This is a genomic window from Vibrio sp. Vb1729 (assembly GCF_033338655.1).
GTDB classification, from domain to species: Bacteria; Pseudomonadota; Gammaproteobacteria; order Enterobacterales; family Vibrionaceae; genus Vibrio; species Vibrio alginolyticus.
On sequence record NZ_JAWOTB010000004.1, the window covers coordinates 25,380 to 43,569 of the forward strand.

General features: G+C 43.3%; 15 protein-coding genes. 10 read left to right on the plus strand and 5 right to left on the minus strand.

Annotation, left to right across the window (positions count from 1 at the left end):
- Positions 1 to 45: 45 nt before the first annotated feature.
- The 3 genes from R7E29_RS01915 to R7E29_RS01925 all read right to left on the minus strand — a co-directional run bounded on the left by R7E29_RS01915 (position 46) and on the right by R7E29_RS01925 (position 3,961).
- Positions 46 to 1,377 (minus strand): D-serine ammonia-lyase, encoded by a 1,332-nt coding sequence (locus R7E29_RS01915; RefSeq protein WP_213904722.1) that lies wholly within the window; start codon positions 1,375 to 1,377, stop codon positions 46 to 48.
- Positions 1,378 to 1,460: 83 nt separating this feature from the next.
- The gene (serC, locus tag R7E29_RS01920) at positions 1,461 to 2,555 is read right to left on the minus strand and encodes a 3-phosphoserine/phosphohydroxythreonine transaminase (protein WP_005378000.1); all 1,095 of its coding nucleotides are present in this window, start codon (positions 2,553 to 2,555) and stop codon (positions 1,461 to 1,463) included.
- A gap of 137 nt (positions 2,556 to 2,692) precedes the next feature.
- Positions 2,693 to 3,961 carry a DUF945 family protein gene (locus tag R7E29_RS01925; RefSeq protein WP_042521988.1) on the minus strand — a complete coding sequence of 423 codons (1,269 nt, stop codon included), beginning with the start codon at positions 3,959 to 3,961 and terminating at the stop codon, positions 2,693 to 2,695.
- 186 nt (positions 3,962 to 4,147) lie between these two features.
- On the opposite strand from R7E29_RS01925, the gene R7E29_RS01930 reads away from it, so the two are divergent.
- From R7E29_RS01930 to R7E29_RS01940, 3 genes are all read left to right on the plus strand, one after another.
- The gene (locus R7E29_RS01930) at positions 4,148 to 6,088 is read left to right on the plus strand and encodes an ATP-binding protein (RefSeq protein WP_054576429.1); all 1,941 of its coding nucleotides are present in this window, start codon (positions 4,148 to 4,150) and stop codon (positions 6,086 to 6,088) included.
- Positions 6,085 to 6,582, plus strand: coding sequence for a response regulator (locus tag R7E29_RS01935; protein WP_005378005.1), 498 nt, complete (start codon positions 6,085 to 6,087; stop codon positions 6,580 to 6,582). Before R7E29_RS01930 ends, R7E29_RS01935 begins: the two co-directional genes overlap by 4 nt.
- A gap of 291 nt (positions 6,583 to 6,873) precedes the next feature.
- Positions 6,874 to 7,422, plus strand: a complete 549-nt coding sequence (locus R7E29_RS01940; protein WP_005378006.1) for a hypothetical protein — start codon at positions 6,874 to 6,876, stop codon at positions 7,420 to 7,422.
- A gap of 193 nt (positions 7,423 to 7,615) precedes the next feature.
- Here R7E29_RS01940 and R7E29_RS01945 read toward each other — a convergent pair whose 3' ends face one another.
- A complete protein-coding gene (locus tag R7E29_RS01945; protein WP_005378007.1) occupies positions 7,616 to 8,203 on the minus strand; it encodes a TfoX/Sxy family DNA transformation protein in 588 nt (195 codons plus the stop codon).
- Between the two features lie 369 nt (positions 8,204 to 8,572).
- Between R7E29_RS01945 and R7E29_RS01950 the strand changes: the two genes are divergently transcribed.
- The 5 genes from R7E29_RS01950 (at position 8,573) to R7E29_RS01970 (ending at position 14,290) form a co-directional block, all read left to right on the plus strand.
- Positions 8,573 to 9,493: an HDOD domain-containing protein gene (locus tag R7E29_RS01950; protein ID WP_054576428.1), complete on the plus strand. Its 921-nt coding sequence runs from the start codon at positions 8,573 to 8,575 to the stop codon at positions 9,491 to 9,493.
- 146 nt (positions 9,494 to 9,639) lie between these two features.
- Positions 9,640 to 10,545, plus strand: coding sequence for a lysine exporter LysO family protein (locus R7E29_RS01955; protein WP_005378011.1), 906 nt, complete (start codon positions 9,640 to 9,642; stop codon positions 10,543 to 10,545).
- A 208-nt stretch (positions 10,546 to 10,753) separates the two neighbouring features.
- Positions 10,754 to 11,266, plus strand: a complete 513-nt coding sequence (locus R7E29_RS01960) for a hypothetical protein (protein WP_017634875.1) — start codon at positions 10,754 to 10,756, stop codon at positions 11,264 to 11,266.
- A gap of 211 nt (positions 11,267 to 11,477) precedes the next feature.
- On the plus strand, positions 11,478 to 13,124 hold the full coding sequence (gene panP / locus R7E29_RS01965) for a pyridoxal-dependent aspartate 1-decarboxylase PanP (RefSeq protein WP_033905124.1): 1,647 nt from the start codon (positions 11,478 to 11,480) through the stop codon (positions 13,122 to 13,124).
- 311 nt (positions 13,125 to 13,435) lie between these two features.
- Positions 13,436 to 14,290 (plus strand): MurR/RpiR family transcriptional regulator, encoded by an 855-nt coding sequence (locus tag R7E29_RS01970; protein ID WP_005378021.1) that lies wholly within the window; start codon positions 13,436 to 13,438, stop codon positions 14,288 to 14,290.
- Between the two features lie 76 nt (positions 14,291 to 14,366).
- Here R7E29_RS01970 and R7E29_RS01975 read toward each other — a convergent pair whose 3' ends face one another.
- Positions 14,367 to 15,611 carry an iron-containing alcohol dehydrogenase gene (locus tag R7E29_RS01975; protein ID WP_054576427.1) on the minus strand — a complete coding sequence of 415 codons (1,245 nt, stop codon included), beginning with the start codon at positions 15,609 to 15,611 and terminating at the stop codon, positions 14,367 to 14,369.
- Between the two features lie 377 nt (positions 15,612 to 15,988).
- Here R7E29_RS01975 and R7E29_RS01980 point away from each other — a divergent pair, with 377 nt between their 5' ends.
- Together R7E29_RS01980 and R7E29_RS01985 are read left to right on the plus strand one after the other, a co-directional pair.
- Positions 15,989 to 16,255 carry a GrxA family glutaredoxin gene (locus tag R7E29_RS01980; protein WP_005378026.1) on the plus strand — a complete coding sequence of 89 codons (267 nt, stop codon included), beginning with the start codon at positions 15,989 to 15,991 and terminating at the stop codon, positions 16,253 to 16,255.
- A gap of 175 nt (positions 16,256 to 16,430) precedes the next feature.
- Positions 16,431 to 18,113: an aspartate:alanine antiporter gene (locus R7E29_RS01985; protein ID WP_005378028.1), complete on the plus strand. Its 1,683-nt coding sequence runs from the start codon at positions 16,431 to 16,433 to the stop codon at positions 18,111 to 18,113.
- Positions 18,114 to 18,190: the final 77 nt, after the last annotated feature.

Below are 18,190 nucleotides of genomic sequence, written 5' to 3' on the forward strand. Positions count from 1 at the left end.
TCCTGTATTATTAGTTACCTAATTAAGCACGTATACAGTGCTGATTTACCGACCAGATTTTTTGAGATAAGCCGCCATTTCATCTTCCGGAACCATGCCCCCACCTGTTGCCCAAACAAGATGTGTTGCGTTTTTGAGTTTTTCTTCGTCAAATTTCATTCGAGACTGATAAGCATGGTTATTCGAGACGTGCACTGCCCCAATCATACCGGCTAATGCAGAAGGCTCTAGATTAATACCTTCCAGTTCACTTAACTCACCCAAGTGGTGATACATACGAGCGTCATCAATGGTGTAAAAACCATCAAGTAGCCTTTCCATCGCTCTTCCGACAAATCCCGAGGCACGCCCGACTGCCAAACCATCAGCGGCGGTGATGTTATCGATACCCAAATCTTGTACCGAAATATCGTCATGCAAGCCTGTATGTACGCCCAACAGCATGCACGGGGAGTGCGTTGGCTCTGCGAAAATACAATGGACATGCTCGCCAAACGCTACCTTCAAGCCAAATGCCACGCCACCAGGCCCGCCGCCAACACCACAAGGAAGATAAACAAACAATGGATGATGCTCATCAACCACGATTCCCAAGTCATCAAACTGCTGCTTAAGACGCTCACCCGCAACAGAGTAACCTAGAAACAGCGTCCGTGAGTTTTCATCATCGATAAAGAAACAGTTGGGATCTTTTTCTGCCTCTTTACGACCTTGCGCGACAGCAATACCATAATCTTCTTGGTGCTCTACGACATTAACACCATGTGACCGGAGCTTATTTTTCTTCCATTCCCGCGCATCCGCAGACATGTGGACTGAAACTGAAAAACCCAGCTTCGCACTCATGATACCGATGGACATACCAAGATTGCCGGTTGAGCCAACTGCAATACTGTACTGCTTAAAAAACTGCCGAAACTCATTGCTGAACAATTTGCTGTAATCATCGCTTTCACAGAGCAAGCCAGCATCAAACGCCAACTTTTCTGCATGAGTGAGCACTTCATAAATACCACCTCTCGCTTTGATCGAACCAGAAATTGGCAAATGACTGTCTTTTTTGAGCATTAAACGGCCCAATATTGGCGTGTCGTATTGCTGCTCCAAACGCACTTTCATATTGGGAATATCCACCACTGGGGACTCAATAATGCCACGCGACGTTTCCGTTTCGGGAAACGCTTTCATCAAATAAGGCGCAAATCGTGCTAGCCGTTCACTCGCCGCTTGAATATCTTCTTCATCTAACCCGACATGAGGTAAGCCTTCCTCCAAGGAAGTGATATGGGGGTTAAACCAACAAACCTCTTCAAGATCAATAAGTGCTGCCAAGAGTGGGAACTGCTTAGTCAGCGCTTCAATATTTGCCTTGGTCATTTTACCTTCCTGGAATGATGTGAGTTGAGATAAACAAAAGCGCCGCAATAGCGACGCTTTGGAGAACAACTATCAGTTTGAGCTTACGCGTAGTTTTTCTCAAACTCTTGCATGAAGTCTACTAACGCTTGAACGCCTTCAAGCGGCATTGCGTTATAAATGGATGCTCGCATACCACCAACTGCTCGGTGACCTTTTAGCGCTTTCAGCCCTTTAGAGTCTGCTAGCTCAAGGAAGGTTGCATCCAGTTCAGGCTTAGCAAGTTGAAATGGCACGTTCATCAAAGAACGGTTTGCTGAGTGCACGCCATTACGGTAGAAATCAGACTGATCGATGTAATCATACAGTAGCGCGGCTTTAGCGCGGTTCACTTGCTCAATCGCTTTTACTCCACCCTGTGCCTTCAGCCATTTGAAAACAAGACCAGACAAGTACCATGCAAATGTTGGTGGCGTGTTGAACATTGATTCTTTTTCTGCCAAAACAGTGTAATCCAAAATACTTGGTAGTACCTGCTTCGCCATACCTAATAAATCATCGCGCACGATAGCAATAGCAATGCCGGAAGGACCAATATTTTTCTGAGCGCCCGCGTAAATCACACCGTATTTAGACACATCGATTTCACGAGAAAGAATTGTCGAAGACATGTCAGCAACAATCGGTTTGTCGGTGATAGGAAGATCGTTAATCTCAATACCATCAATGGTCTCATTTGGACAGAAGTGAACGTAAGCCGCTTCTGGAGCAATTTTCCATTCACTTGCAGGTAGAACCGCGACTTTCCCGTTGATTTCTGTTTTTGCATCAAACACGTCTGGTTCGCAGTATTTTTTCGCTTCAGCTACCGCGCTTTCAGCCCAATAACCACCATCGATGTAAGTTGCCGTATCGGCATCACCAAGTAAGTTTAGAGGAACAGCAGCAAACTGAGCACGAGCACCACCTTGGCAGAACAGCACTTTATAGTTGTCCGGAATATTCAGAAGATCACGTAAATCCTGCTCGGCTTCTTCTGCAACTTTGATGAACTCTTTGCTTCGGTGGCTGATTTCCATGACCGAAGTACCAAGGCCTTGCCAATCGATTAGTTCCTGTTGTGCTTGCTGCATAACTGCTTTAGGCAGACCTGCTGGTCCTGCACTGAAGTTAAATACGTTGTCCGTATTTTGTTCCATGATGCTCATTGCTCCTGCTATGTAAATATTACGAAATTAATATCACGTTTTTGCAGTGATAAAAACAAGAAAAGAGGTCTTACGACCTCTTTTTAAAGACTAAGCGTTGAATTGGAACAAATTCGCAACAACACGAATTACTGTTGCTGCATCAAAGCAGGCATAAGTAGAGCCACCAATGGGAACTCATGCCCATTTTCGAACTTCAATTTGCCTTCACCAATTTCTGCTTTTAATTGATAACCGCCCTCTACTTTTTCGATCAACTCCATAATAAGGAGCTCATCAATCCCTTCTTGAATAAATGGGTAATGCGTTACTAATTCATCAGAGAAGTAAGTGCTAAGTTCACCAGTAGTGGCCGTCACCAACTTCATTGGATCTTGAGTAATATGCTTAGTACCTTCAGGGATGGATAGTTGCCACTCGTTGTGGAACTTGCCGTCACCGAACGCGAGTGAAAGCTCGTTCACGGATAAATCAAAACCTTTGCTAAACAGCGTATCGACATGCGGCAATAAATTCGCAATTTCCTGCTCATCTAACATAGGAGAGCTTTGATAGATAGACATAATTTGATCAAAAGACTGGCTATCCACATCTGCAATTGAGAAATCCAACTTAAAGTTATCGACATCCGTCCCATCAGTTAAACGTAGTTTCTTAGCATCTAGGTTTAATTGACTGTTCAGCTTATCACCAGACTCACTCATCGTAGTGTTACCACGGTAGCTCGCATTTTCAATCAAAAAGACAGGCGTTAAGTTCGCATCAACCACATCTAGCTTCTCTAGAGAGAAAGATTGCTCGCCTAACCAGTAGCCTTTTGCTTGCTTTCCTTTACCTTGCCCTGTCAATGCATTCAGATGAAGCTCTTCACCGTTTTCAAAATCCACTTGAACAGAAGGAACGGAAACTTGGTAATTGAGATCACCCAATACCGTAACATCACCTGTTACTTTTGCAGGGCTTGTAGAAACAGAAACACCTTGCGCTTCGTTACGATAATGCCAACTGTCTAGGTCGAGGATAAATGCTGTATTGCCATTTAGTTGAGTCTGGCTATGCATCGTGAGAGGCAAAAAGTCATTGTCCACCAATTTTGAATCTGCTGTTAGGCTTGTTAGACCGTGGCTAACATCACTGGTTACGTCAAACGTCGTTGGCATACCATCACGCTCTAACTGCGTTTTAAGCTCAGGATCAACAACTGAATAACGAGTCAGCACGACTGAAGACAAATAGCCACGCTGATACTCGACCACTTCGCCTTTAATCATTTCATCATTCATATTGGTAATACCATCTTCAATGATGGACTGACCAATTTGTCCGACAGCCAATGGCCAACACAGTGCTAATGAGATAGCACCACCAATGGCGCCGATTTTTTTAAGATTTTGCATAACGTCACTTATTAGATATTTTCGGTCAGTCTACCCCAAACCACCTGCGGAGAAAACATTGAGACAAATCAGACTATTGATGCTTATTCTAGTCCATTAATCAGGAATCATACTTGGCTCCCACTCATCATGTCCTTTTATTGTTAAAGTTTGCGTGGCTAAGTTTTAACCGGAGCTAAAACATCTGTGAATCGTTATGCTGTGTTGTGTCTCGACAACAACCCAATCAGTGCTGAACAGTTTCGATTGGAGCTGTCTGCCTTCTCAAGTAAGTTTGATATTTTTTCTGTCGAATCGATAGAAGAGGCTCAAAGCGCTTTAGAGTATCTAGAAGAAAGAGAACAGACCGTTGCTTTAGTTATAGCGAGCCATCACGCTCATTTTAACGGCGTGGATTTTCTTATTGGTTTAGACCGGATGCCACATACCGAGCAAGCAAGAAAAATTCTTATTAGCTGCTCGTCTGATATAGAGGCAATTCTCACTGCCGTTAATGAGGGCAGGCTCGACCACTGCCTCACTAAACCTTTGCCAGATCACGTCTTATTTAACACAGTGCAAAAAGAGCTGACCCAATTTATCTTGCGAAATGGCAAAGAAGACCTGCTAAGTTACAGTCAGATATTGGATCATCACAGCTTGTTGCGAGCGCACATCAATAACCAGATGAGCCATTATCAAGCCGGATTCTTACACGACTACCACTCGATGTCTGATGCCGAGTTAGCCGAGCAAGTGATCTCCGCTCTCCAGCAATTTTTTAAAGATAATGACGAAACAAGAGCGTGCCGTACATACTCACCTGAACACTTATTAACCGTGGAAGGCGAGCCAAATTGCTTTTTGTGGTTTATCACCGAAGGTGAAGTGGCTCTGTACAAGCGCGATGAGCAAGGCATGCAGCGAGAGGTTGTACGCCATAACAAAGGGAATATTGTCGGAGGCATGTCGTTTGTTACTGGGGAATGTTCTTTCTCGACAGCTCTGACACTAACCAAAACAGAAGTTATCAAACTCGATCGCAACGTATTCAATAAAGTGATGCAAAGCGACTCAAACTTACTGCCTCTTTTTACAAACTTGCTCTTACGCCACTTCAACCGCCGATTGCAAAGAAGCATCAACACCAAACTGCAACTTCAAAAAACGCTCGAATCTTTAGAATCAGCCCACCAGCAGCTCATTGAAAGAGAAAAAATGGCGATGCTTGGTCAATTGGTTGCGGGAGTGGCACACGAACTAAACAATCCAGTAGCCGCGATATTAAGGGGCGTAGAGAATTTAACGCATACGCTAGAACGATTACTTAACGATGCGCCCAGTTCCGATATACAAAGCAAAGGCATTGAATTACTGAGCAAAGCGCAAACCTCAAAACCCGCTTCAACCGCCGAGCTCAGATCACGCGTAAAAGCGCTTAGCCATACACTTCCAGACAGAGCATTAGCTAAGAAAGTGGTGAGCCTTGGTTTAGAATCCGATCGCGAGCTACTTACCCAACTAACGAGAAAGCAGCAAGCGTCTTATCATGCCCTCAATACACTTGAGCAATACCACAAAGCAGGTTCCACACTTCGCTCAATTAATGTCTGTGCAGCACGAATTGCTGATATGGTAAAAAGCCTGAAAGGATATGCTCGGTCAAATGATGAAACCCTGCACTATGCCGATATTCATGAGGGTATTGAAGACACCTTGGTGATTTTCGAGAACAAATTAAAAATGCACCAAGTTTCAACCGACTATGCAAACTTGCCTTCCATCCTTTGTCAACCGATCGCACTCCAACAGGTGTGGACGAACTTGGTCTCTAACGCCATTGACGCATTTCCTGAGAAAGGTGTGTTAAACATACAAACACGCCTTGTAGAAAAAGAGCATACACATTATGCCGTTATCTCATTTGAAGATAATGGATATGGTATTCCTGAGTCGCAAAGAGACGCCATTTTCGAGCTGAACTTCACCACAAAAAAAGAAGGTAATTTTGGCTTAGGCATTGGGCTGTCCATCTGCCAGCAAATCGTGACAGCACATAAGGGATGGATTGACGTCGAATCAGAGCTCGACAAGTTCACACGAATGACAGTCTGGTTACCAGTCATCGAAAAAGGAGATGAAACATGACCAAGTATCTAATTTTATGTGTCGATGACGAACGAGAAGTCTTGGATAGCGTGCTCCAAGATCTTGCTCCCTTTGAGGAGAACTTTGTCGTCGAAGGAGCGGAATCGGTGACTGAAGCTCGGCAAGTGATTGAGGAGATGGCGGAAGAAGAAGTTCAGCTTGCGCTCATTTTATGTGACCACATTATGCCGGAACAAACTGGGATCAGCTTCTTAATCGAACTCAGTCAAAATGGTGACACAAAAGCAGCGCGCAAAGTTTTACTCACAGGACAAGCTGGTTTGGAAGACACCGTAGAAGCCGTAAATAACGCGAGTCTTGATTATTACATTGCCAAACCTTGGAAAGGTGAAGCATTGAGAAAAGCAATCGTGTCTCAGCTTACCGCGTTTGTGATTGAGAATGATGATAACCTGCTATCCTGGACTCAAATCCTTGATTCTGAGGCAATCCTCAACGCCATGGCAGAAAGAAGAGCAAGCTTTGGCGAGTAATAAAGTGTTTGGTTCTAACTTGAACTCAACGATGCTCATTGCACCACCTAACCTCGCATAGTCGAATGAGGTTAGAAAAACATCGTTACTTGTCCGAGTGAAATTCTCGGACACTACGTATATGGCGTAGTTTTTGCTTAAACCAAGGAACTATTAAGTTAATTGACAAAACATCGACACATTTTTGTTGGTCGTGGACCTTCCTTTTTATTATGATGTCGGACAAATCAGATTACGGTTCAAGTGGTTGCTTGAATCCATGGAAATAATGAACAAGGTTTATCGTTAGTTATGCGTAAAACACTATTAGCCGCTGCCTTACTAGTGGCATCAAGCCATGCCCTAGCTGCAAACGATCGCAATGCGCCAGCAACTATGAGCAACTTTAGCTACGACTATTTCGAAGCACGTATTGGCGCAAGTCCTGTGACATTTGGTGCTGGATTCAGCAAATCAATTCACCCGAACGCGCATGTTATTGCTCGTATTGACTCTGAGTTTGAAAGTGATTTTGACTCAGCTGCAGGCTTTGGCTTCCATTCTCCGCTAAACAACTGGGCAGATCTTACTGGTGAAATGCTAATGCGCGTTGTGCAACCTTCGAATGAGAGCAGCACAGATGTTGGTATGGAGCTTAACTTAGGTGTTCGCCAATGGTTGGGCCCTCAATTAGAAGTAGGCGGCAAAGTCGGCTACGTTTCTATCGATAACGATGACGATTGGACTGGCTCTGCCTACGCTCGATTCCACTCAACAGAGCTTTTCTCTTTGGGTGCTGAAGCACGTATCAACGATTTTTACGGTGATCAGGTAATGTTCACTACGCGTTTTAAGTTTTAAGATTTGTGCTATAAGAAAAGAGCAAATTAAAAAAACAAAAACCGAGGTCTCTGCCTCGGTTTTTTTGTCTAATTTAATGACTAACTCAATGAAGTGGTAAAAAACTTCAACGTCCTTTTTCCGCTTTTCACACTTGCCTTTACGACCCGCTAACTCCATCGAAACGAGTCAATCATTGTGCGATCAGCTTCGCTTAGTCACACAGTGCCAATAACTGTTTTTTACGCGGCTCTTGGATCAGTTTCCAATGTACGCCATCAGTTGCACCAGCAAATTTCCACAGTAGCTTTACATCAACATCATTACCGTAAGCCGTTTTAACTTTGTTGAAGACTTTTACAGGTCCAAGTTCTAAAAAGGTTTCTACGTCATCAACACCGGCTTTCTTGACCATACGTTCAAGGGTTAGTTGCATGTTGGGTAAGTCTCTTAAGCGTCTACTGGCAGAGGACTTTTGATATTTCCGTTCCTTAATTGAGTATTCAATTGATTTCTGTACCAGTTCATCAAGCCCTACATATCCGGATTCGAATAAATCGGTTACATCATAATAATTTACGGTTGCCGTCGTCTGTTTTTTGACGTGCTTATACTTCTCACAGCTCAGTTGAGTAAACACTTCATCTAGCCCATTACCACCACGTAAGTAGCAGCAATCATTGCTGACAAGCGCAAACATAGCATCATCGGTGAATAAACCAATACCACCGAACATAGAACGTTTTTGGTACTCACTGAAGGTGCGTACATATTTAAAAAAAGCTTGGTCTGTCATGTCCATTGACCTCTTTAATCTGAATAAATTACCCCGATTAGCGATGTCACCAGATAAACAGCAGCTTATAGCGAATTATAAATGTCGATTTGTTGGCGATATTTTTGTGAGTTGTGCTCACCAACTTGCTTAATCATACTTAACGTTGAAAAATAAGTTAGGACATAGGTCACATATAAAAAAGTATAAATTCTGCATACGTGATTAGTTTCACACTTATTGTTTGTGTGGTGATATTTTTTTGACGCATAGCATGCCTAAAACACGCCATCATTATGATCTCGCTGGCAATTACGGGCACATAATACGCATTTAATTGATAAAGAATACGCTGTAAGGGTACACTGTACGAAAGATCTCAAGTACAGCGTCACAATGGAACATTTATCATTTTTTTGGCTGCCAAATAATAAAGATAAGCTTATAAACGCACTGGAATCCGAGTTTGCTCAGCTGGTAGAACAGTCCATCGCCACGGGTAAGATTTCGTTACCTCCTATTCCTGATGTCGTGCTTAAAATTCAGCAGTTATGTGTCGAAGAACACACCACGATTGCCGATGTTGCTAACTGTTTATTGGAAGATCCCGGATTAGCAGCGGTCGTTTTACGAGTCGCTAACTCTGTGATTTTCAATCGCAGAAATATCACCTGCAACGACTTAACTACAGCGGTATCTCGTCTCGGAATACTTCGTGTACGTGATATTGTTACCGCACAAGCGATCGAGCAACTTAAACACTCAGTTAATCTCACTAAAGAATGCAATGCCATCTTGGTGAAGAGTGCAGCGATATCTCGTGAGCTCGGTGCCGTCATGGTGATGTTGGTTCAATCGTTTCGTAGCCACGAGCCAGGCACTTATGGTCATCTAGAGCAAGAAAAGGCGTTATTGGTCGGTCTATTAGCCGATATAGGGTTATTTTGCCTAATTAATGAGTACCACTTGTACTTAGATAGGGGCAATTACTTAGACCCAGATATTGCATTGCAGATCTTCCAAACACGTTGTTCTGCCACAAGTAAACTGGTACTTGAGCGTTGGGGGTTTGACAACGACTTCAGAGAAGTATCCTCAAATGAAAAATACGAGTTAACGCGACCAGAAGTGAGTTATCTCGACATCGCTAGAATTGCGCATCATTTATTGATGTTCCGCAATCACGATGAACGCATTGACGAACATGAAGTTGAATTCAACGTAACTGGTGCAGAAGTCTTGTATGAACTTAGTAACATGAGTGATACTGACTTCAATGATCAAATCCGTGCTGTACTCAATGCTAGCGGTTTGTAATTTATCGCTTTCTGATAATACCTTATCCGTGATAAAACGATTCGCTCAAGGCTGAGCTGTGTGTGGTGAAATGTCTTTAATTTCAACCGATAGATAATTTGATTTATGCGTGTTGATGTTATCTCAAAAAGGAATCATTGAGCTTTATGTTTTCAGGGATGCTATTTATTTTCGCTCCGCTTGTGGTGGGGTATCTAATTCCTATATCTCGATCTTCGTTATTGGAGAAGATCAATCAGTCAACGTCCTACCTTATTTACGTCATTTTGTCGTTGATGGGTCTTAGCTTAGCGGCGCTCGATAATTTAAGCAGCAACTTACAAAGTATTCTCCTCTATGCGAGTACGTTTTTTTTGTGTCTAAGTGCCTGCAACCTGTTGGCTCTGCCTATTATTGATAAAATTATCCCACTCCAGACCAATCAAAATCAAAAGAAGCTACCGTTATCTTCGATGGCTTTAGAGTCTGTTAAGCTTATCGTGGTCGTTGGCGGCGGGTTAGTGGTTGGCCTGCTGTTACCCATTGATTTGAGTTGGGTAGATACAGCAAGCGAATGGATACTCTTTCTACTTCTATTTTTTATTGGTATTCAGCTGCGCAATAGTGGACTTACTCTGCGTCAAATCCTATTAAATAAACAAGGAATGGCCATTGCGGCTGTTGTCATCGCAACATGTATGCTTGGTGGCGTTCTTGCAGCGGTGCTTTTGGATCTTCCTCTTTATCAAGCACTCGCAATGGCTTCAGGTTTTGGCTGGTATTCACTCGCAGGTATTTTAATGGGTGACGCTTTTGGTCCGGTATTTGGTGGCGCGTCGTTCTTGATTGAATTGATGAGAGAGCTAGTCGCACTGGTTGCCATTCCTCTCTTTATTCGTAGCTATCCGTGCACCGCAATTGGTTATGCCGGTGCAACAGCAATGGACTTCACCCTACCCGTTATTCAAACCACCGGTGGTGTGCGTTGTGTTCCTGTTGCTATCGTTAGCGGCTTTATTTTGAGTTTATTGGTACCAGTTATGATGCTTTTCTTTGTATCACTTGCTAGCTAGATCTCAGGTTTTCGCTTTAACATCCATTACAATACGGCAAAAATTTAAATACCCAGTTAACGTCAAAGTGGTCAATATTTTTTGGCAAGACCCCTCTTTCTTTTCGTCATTCAGCCCAACGATTTGTCACGACCAAATAGAAAGAAGGGAGAAACATCAACTGATGTGCATTGCGTTAATAAAGGGATAACAACCAGAAGGAAGAAGAATGAAACGCTTTGTCGTTGCAGCGCTCCTCGCTACAAGCTCAACTTTTACGCTTGCCGCAGATCAACAATGTCTTGCTAGCAAATATGATGGCTACGTCGATGCCTCACTACAGTGGTATCAAGATCTTGTTGATTTGACGGTTACCCAATATCCAGATCTGAAAGAAGTTAGCCAATGGTTCTTGGATGGACGTAAACATCACTTTGAATTAAACCGCGAAGCGGTTCACTACTTTCTAGAGAACGACCCTAGCCGCGTTGCGACGGAACAGCCAATCGAAGCATGGTTAAAACTAGAGCAACATGACGTTAAGCAGTTAGCGACCCGAAGCGATAAGTTAGGTGAAGTTGCAAAACAGACATTTAGCGACCGTCAATCAACTAACCATCCAAAAAACTACGAGCTTCGTTCAGCATTCGCTGATCTGCTTAGTCATCCCCAACAAATTGATACCGCACTTAATAAGTACAATCAGTCAATAGAAAAGATTGAAAAGCAGAAATGTGACTAAGATTGCTCACATTAGTCGTTGATTAGCATTCGATAACATCAGAGTGTTTTAACGTACTCAATCTAGAATTTTTTAATGTGAATATCGTAACCTTCACCTAAAATTTTCATTTCTACAACTTGGGTTTCAACAATTAAAACGGGACTTTGCGCCCGTTTTAGTTTAGATTGTGCCGCTCGCATTACCAAAATAACTACAAAGATTCTTTGCTATGGTTAAGGAACAAAAAACCGCTGATGTTAGCTTTGAGAGCTTGCTAAAGATCTTCACTGTCCCAGAAGGTCCGGACTCAACGTTAACTAAAATTGACGAGAGCCTCTCGCGAAATCTAAATCAATTTCTTCGTGAACACATCGTGGCAGAAGAAAAGCCTTTACGCGAAATCGAAAAAGACTTTTCTTCTGCTCAGATTCCTGAGCAGCCAGAGTTCGTGTCAGATCATACAGAGCACTTACTCGACACTTTGGTGTCGCACTCAGTTCACACATCTTCACCAAGCTTCATTGGTCATATGACATCGGCACTGCCTTATTTCTTGATGCCACTGTCAAAGATCATGATCGCCTTAAACCAAAACCTGGTAAAAATAGAGACTTCCAAAGCCTTTACGCCACTTGAGCGTCAAGTTTTGGGTATGCTGCATCGCTTGATATATGGTCAGAATGATACTTTTTACAATCAGTGGATGCACAGTGCAAACCACTCATTAGGCGCATTTTGTTCCGGCGGCACCATTGCCAATATCACTGCGCTTTGGGTAGCACGTAACAAAGCGTTAAGAGCCAATGGCTCATTTAAAGGCGTGGAAAAGGAAGGCCTTTTTAAAGCCATGAAGCACTATGGCTATGATGGCTTAGCGGTGCTAGTGTCTGAGCGTGGTCACTACTCCCTTAAGAAAGCGGCCGATGTATTAGGGCTAGGCCAAGAGGGCTTGGTTGCGGTTAAAACCGATACCAACAACCGTATTATTATCGACGACCTTAAAGCGAAAATTGTTGAGCTCGAAAAACAAAATATCAAGCCTATTGCTGTTATTGGTGTGGCTGGCACAACAGAGACAGGTAATGTTGATCCATTGCCTGAAATCGCTGAAGTCTGCCAAGCTCACGGCTGTCACTTCCATGTGGATGCCGCATGGGGTGGCGCAACACTGATGTCTAACCATCACCGTCATCTTCTTAAAGGTGTGGAAATGGCAGACTCAGTAACTATTGATGCACACAAGCAGCTCTATATCCCGATGGGCGCTGGTATGGTTCTGTTCAAAGACCCTGACGCAATGAAATCCATAGAGCATCACGCTCAATATATATTGCGCAAAGGTTCAAAAGATCTAGGCAGCCATACATTAGAAGGCTCACGTTCGGGCATGGCGATGTTGGTCTACGCCGCAATGCACATCATAAGTCGCCCAGGTTACGAGCTTCTGATTGACCAAAGCATTGAAAAAGCTCGATACTTTGCGGATTTAATCAAACAGCAAGATGATTTCGAGTTAGTTTCTGAACCAGAGCTTTGTCTGCTCACATACCGTTATTTGCCGCCATTCATCCGTGAAGCATTAGCACAAGCAGAAGGCTCACAAAAAGAACAACTGAATGAGCTGATCAATGAGTTAACACAGTTTATTCAAAAGCGTCAGCGCGAAACGGGCAAATCGTTCGTTTCACGTACAAGACTGAACCCAGACCAATGGCAACGCATGAATACGATAGTGTTTAGAGTGGTTTTGGCAAATCCACTGACCACAAAAGAAATTTTGAGCTCAGTGCTTGATGAACAACGCGAAATCGCCAAGCAAGCACCAAATTTGATGAAAAGAATTCAACAGCTGGTTGTCGATATTCAATCGTCTTAACAGCCAGATCGAGTTACATCAATTTGAAATTTTTTTTCGTTTTGATGTAACTCAAACATCATTATCGTGCGACTAGCGCAACAAAACTTCGTTTACACATCCAATTCTGTAGTTTTTACAACATTTTGTTTGAGGCCTGTCAAATTCTCACTAAATAGTACCCGTTATTGGTTTAGACTGATTGAAGATCAGGTTTATACTGATTCTATGGCGCTGGTTGTTTTCGTTAACGCCCCACTCTACTCCGGAATCTTCGTGTTTCCTTTCGTTAGCAGAGCCAGCGAGTTGTTCTCTATACCCTCGTGAACACTATGAATACATTAGAAAAAATTCAAAAAAACCTGGAGAATTTCAGTAAGTCAGAGCGCAAAGTTGCGGAAGTAATTATGGCGTCTCCACAAACTGCAATTCATTCAAGCATTGCAACGCTGGCTAAAATGGCTGACGTTAGTGAGCCCACTGTAAACCGCTTCTGTCGTCGTCTGGACACCAAGGGCTTTCCAGATTTTAAGCTTCACTTGGCACAGAGCCTAGCAAACGGCACCCCTTACGTTAACCGTAATGTGGAAGAAGACGATGGCCCAGACGCGTACACCCATAAGATTTTCGAATCGACGATGGCCTGTTTAGATGTCGCGAAAAATAGCCTAGATCCAATGCAAGTGAACCGTGCGGTCGATTTGCTAACGCAAGCGAAGCGCATTTCATTCTTTGGCCTTGGTGCATCATCTTCTGTTGCCCGAGACGCACAAAACAAGTTTATTCGCTTTAATATTCCAATTACTTGTTTTGAAGATATTGTTATGCAGCGCATGAGTTGTATCAACTGCAGTGATAATGATGTTGTGGTTCTTATTTCTCATACCGGTCGAACAAAGAGTCAGGTAGAAATAGCGAACCTTGCTCGTGAAAATGGCGCAACGGTTATTGCGATTACAGCGAAGGATTCTCCTCTAGAAAAGGCAAGCTCGCTGGCCATCACGCTCGATATTCCAGAAGATACCGACGTTTACATGCCAATGGCAAGCCGGGTTGTACAAATGACAGTGATTGATGTGCTAGCAACTGGCTTCACTCTTCGCCGTGGTACAGGTTTCCGTGAGAACCTAAAACGCGTAAAAGATGCGTTGAAAGACAGTCGCTATGACAAACTAAGCCAGTACTAAGCACTAAAGCTTAGTCAATACTTTATCTAGGGGAGCTCAAGGCTCCCCTTTTGTTTTAATGCTGCTAAGGGAGCAATCACCCTAAGTCGTTGACACTCGATAAGTCCGTTCTTGATTCCAGTACTTCAACAGAACTGACATGTTGTGCACTCTCTGCTACACACTCTCCACTACAATCACAGACTTGCTGCAATATGTGTATCAAACGTTCCTGATTAAGAGGTAAAGGATTCCCTTTGATTGCCATTGATTTAAGCGCATCATTCGCCACTTGCTCAAAAGAGGTTTGGCATACTCCAAATTGAGCCAGTAGCGGTAACGCTAACTTATCTAGCACCATATTTACCCAAAGAATTCCATCGTGTTCGTTAGCATTTACTCGCTCAGTGACTAATTGGGCCAGCTTACGATAACGACTTATCACATCATTCCTACCCGCGAGTTTAGCAGCGTTAATGTTCTCCTGCATCACGTGCGGAGCTAGGCGAGCCGTAATAACGCTATGGGGGGCGTCTAACTTGCCTCCTAACGCCGATGCTAACCCATGAGCAGCACCTAATTTGGCATTAGTAATCGCCATACCACCAAGCAATGCAGCGAACGATAAATCAGAGCGCGCCTTATGATTATCTTGCTTACAAGCGGCAATCACTGAACGGCTTAAACGGCGTAGCCCCTCTTCGCAGACCATATCAGTAAGAGGGTTTGGCTCACCACACACATACGCTTCCATTAAATGAGTGAACGCATCCATTGCGCCACGTCCAGATGTGTATTGGTCGGTCCCGTAAGTAAGTGTCGGGTCTACAATGGCAACGTCTGCGAGCATATCAGGGCTTCGAAGACTCACTTTCACTTTATCTTGTCCAGATTTCAGCACAGCATTTCTGGTCACTTCTGAACCAGTGCTTGCTGTCGTAGGAATTGCAATAAAATGAAGAGGCTTTGCTTTTAAAGGGACGCTTCTTCCTACCACTTCTACGTAATCGTAAACATTGCCTTGATTGGGAATAATGGCAGCTAAGGCTTTGCCCATATCGATGACGCTGCCACCACCTATCGCAACCACCATATCAGGTTGGAATTTTCTACCGAGCACTGCGGTCTCTTCTACCATCGTGATGTATGGTTCACCAACGATAGCTACGTGCTGGTAACGCATATTTTGAGCTTTAAGATATTGGATAATGGGGGCGGCTCGTTGGGTATCCTGCCCAGTAACCAGCAAAACACTGTAGCCAAATTGGTTAATAACGGACAATGAAGATTGAAGTGCACCTTCACCAAATATAATCCTTGTTGCAGTCATAAACTGAAACATACACACCCTCCCAAAAGAATATACCCAAATAACCTCTCGCCCTCTGATTTAACACTTATGTAAGAGTTGAAGTTATTTGCGTATAGCCAAAATAGATTGCTATTTTTTTAAACAAAAAAAATTGACCAATTCCACCTTGCCATCATTAACCCTTTAGAATGTATGTTTTTTATGCGTCACTTCACATACTTCAGAGCCGTAAAATAAGCACGCGCGTTTAGTTTTTATTCGATAGATTTCACCTATAGAACCAAGAGGTAATTGCCGCTTTATTTCCGTATCTGGATCGGGCATAGTTACTCCAACAAAAGAAAGCGCACTCAGCCGCTATGTTTTGTACGCTTTCAAAAAAGAATAGATTTAGGAGAAATAAGATTATGTTCGTTGTTATCTTTGGTCGCCCTGCATGTCCTTTCTGTGTTCGTGCAAAAGAGCACGCAGAAACGCTAAAAGCAAAACGTGATGACTTCAACTACCGTTACGTTGATATTCACGCTGAGGGTATTTCTAAAGCAGATCTTGAGAAAACAGTTGGTAAACCAGTTGAAACCGTTCCCCAGATCTTTATCGACCAAGAGCACATCGGTGGCTGCGACGAATTCGAAGCATACGCGAAAGAGCACCTAGGTCTATTTGACGAGTAATAAAGACTGTTTTCAAAAAAGCCGCTTCATGCGGCTTTTTTATTATTTTTCAGCTGGTTATTACGTTAAGTCAACTAATGGTAAAACCTAAAAAAATTCACTTATCTTTTTGCTATATTTAGTTACAATTCACAGTTCTTAATCTTTTTTGGCACACACTCTACCGAGCCACACAGTGAACATAGACGTCGTATACCTTCTTGAGCAAAACCCTATCCTTCTAATCTTCGTCGTATTAGCCATTGGCCTTGCCATCGGAAAAATTCGATTTGGCAAATTACAATTAGGCAACTCTATTGGCGTTCTTATTACCTCTTTGGTAATGGGCCACCTTGGTTTCTCATTTAATGCAGAAGCTTTAACCATTGGCTTTATGCTGTTTATCTACTGCGTTGGCATTGAAGCTGGACCAAACTTTTTTGGTATATTCTTCAGAGATGGTAAGCATTATTTTATTTTAAGCATGACTGTTCTCGTGTCTGCGGTCAGCTTAACGTATGGTTTGAGTCACTATTTCGGCCTCGATTTTGGCTTATCCGCCGGTATGATGGCAGGCGCATTGACCGCAACGCCAGTACTGGTTGGTGCACAAGATGCTCTTAACTCTGGCCTTGCGACTATACCGCGGAATATGGAATTTTCTCTGGTATTAGAAAATCTATCCGTAGGCTACGCGATGGCTTATCTGGTCGGCTTAATTAGCATGATCATGTTTGCTAAATTGTTGCCAAAACTGCAAAAACAAAACCTTTCTGACTCCGCGCAGCAAATCGCACAAGAGCGTGGCCTTGGAAATTCAAGCCAGAGAAAAGTGTATTTACCCATTATTCGAGCTTACCGAGTGGGCCCAGAGCTAATTGACTGGACTGATGGTAAAAACTTGCGAGAACTGGGTATTTATCGTCAAACTGGCTGTTACATTGAACGAATCCGTCGCAATGGTATTCTCGCCCACCCAGATGGTGATGCTATCTTGCAAGAGGGAGATGAAATTGCACTGGTTGGCTTCCCTGACAGCCATGCTCGATTAGACCCTAGCTTCCGTAATGGTAAAGAAGTATTCGACCGTAACTTGCTTGATTTACGCATCGTTGAAGAAGAAATCGTCGTAAAAAGTGACGCTATCGCTGGTAAACGTTTATCGGATTTGAATTTGTCTGAGTTTGGCTGTTTCTTAAACCGCGTAGTTCGCGCTCAGATTGAAATGCCTATGGACTTAGACATTGTGCTCGCTAAAGGGGACGTCCTTCAAGTGAGCGGCGAGAAAAGCCGAGTACATGGACTGGCGGAAAAAATCGGTTTCATCTCGATCCACAGTCAAATGGCCGATTTGCTCGCTTTTTGTAGCTTCTTTATTTTGGGTATTCTGTTTGGCCTCATCACAATGACGTTCGGTCAGGTGTCTTTCAGTTTGGGTAATGCGGTGGGTCTTCTGTTGTCCGGTATTACGCTTGGTTTCTTACGAGCAAATCACCCTACTTTCGGTTATGTCCCACAAGGGGCGCTGAATATGGTCAAAGATCTAGGGTTAATGTTCTTTATGGTGGGAATTGGTCTAAGTGCAGGTGGAAAGATGTTCGAGCACCTAACGCAAGTAGGACCAAAAGTCATTGGTTTGGCATTTATTGTCAGTGTTGTGCCTGTAGTTCTGGCTTACTTAGTTGGCGCACACGTACTCAAGATGAACCGTGCTCTGCTCTTCGGTGCCATTATTGGCGCCCGTACTTGCGCTCCAGCTATGGATGTCGTTAACGACTACGCTAAGTCCACCATCCCTGCCCTTGGTTATGCGGGTACCTATGCGATTGCGAATATTTTAATGACGCTAGCTGGTACGATTCTGATAATACTAAGTTAATACTCACTTTGACTATGAAATACAAAAAGGCGCTCAATGAGCGCCTTTTGTTTATTGGTTATCTAGTCTGTGATTCG

Bases quoted from the DNA above. Each gene is read 5' to 3' on its own strand.
- R7E29_RS01915 (WP_213904722.1), bottom strand. From the start codon at position 1,377: ATGACCAAGGCAAATATTGAAGCGCTGACTAAGCAGTTCCCACTCTTG.
- serC (WP_005378000.1), bottom strand. From the start codon at position 2,555: ATGGAACAAAATACGGACAACGTATTTAACTTCAGTGCAGGACCAGCA.
- R7E29_RS01925 (WP_042521988.1), bottom strand. From the start codon at position 3,961: ATGCAAAATCTTAAAAAAATCGGCGCCATTGGTGGTGCTATCTCATTA.
- R7E29_RS01935 (WP_005378005.1), top strand. From the start codon at position 6,085: ATGACCAAGTATCTAATTTTATGTGTCGATGACGAACGAGAAGTCTTG.
- R7E29_RS01940 (WP_005378006.1), top strand. From the start codon at position 6,874: ATGCGTAAAACACTATTAGCCGCTGCCTTACTAGTGGCATCAAGCCAT.
- R7E29_RS01945 (WP_005378007.1), bottom strand. From the start codon at position 8,203: ATGGACATGACAGACCAAGCTTTTTTTAAATATGTACGCACCTTCAGT.
- R7E29_RS01950 (WP_054576428.1), top strand. From the start codon at position 8,573: ATGGAACATTTATCATTTTTTTGGCTGCCAAATAATAAAGATAAGCTT.
- R7E29_RS01955 (WP_005378011.1), top strand. From the start codon at position 9,640: ATGTTTTCAGGGATGCTATTTATTTTCGCTCCGCTTGTGGTGGGGTAT.
- R7E29_RS01960 (WP_017634875.1), top strand. From the start codon at position 10,754: ATGAAACGCTTTGTCGTTGCAGCGCTCCTCGCTACAAGCTCAACTTTT.
- panP (WP_033905124.1), top strand. From the start codon at position 11,478: ATGGTTAAGGAACAAAAAACCGCTGATGTTAGCTTTGAGAGCTTGCTA.
- R7E29_RS01970 (WP_005378021.1), top strand. From the start codon at position 13,436: ATGAATACATTAGAAAAAATTCAAAAAAACCTGGAGAATTTCAGTAAG.
- R7E29_RS01975 (WP_054576427.1), bottom strand. From the start codon at position 15,611: ATGTTTCAGTTTATGACTGCAACAAGGATTATATTTGGTGAAGGTGCA.
- R7E29_RS01980 (WP_005378026.1), top strand. From the start codon at position 15,989: ATGTTCGTTGTTATCTTTGGTCGCCCTGCATGTCCTTTCTGTGTTCGT.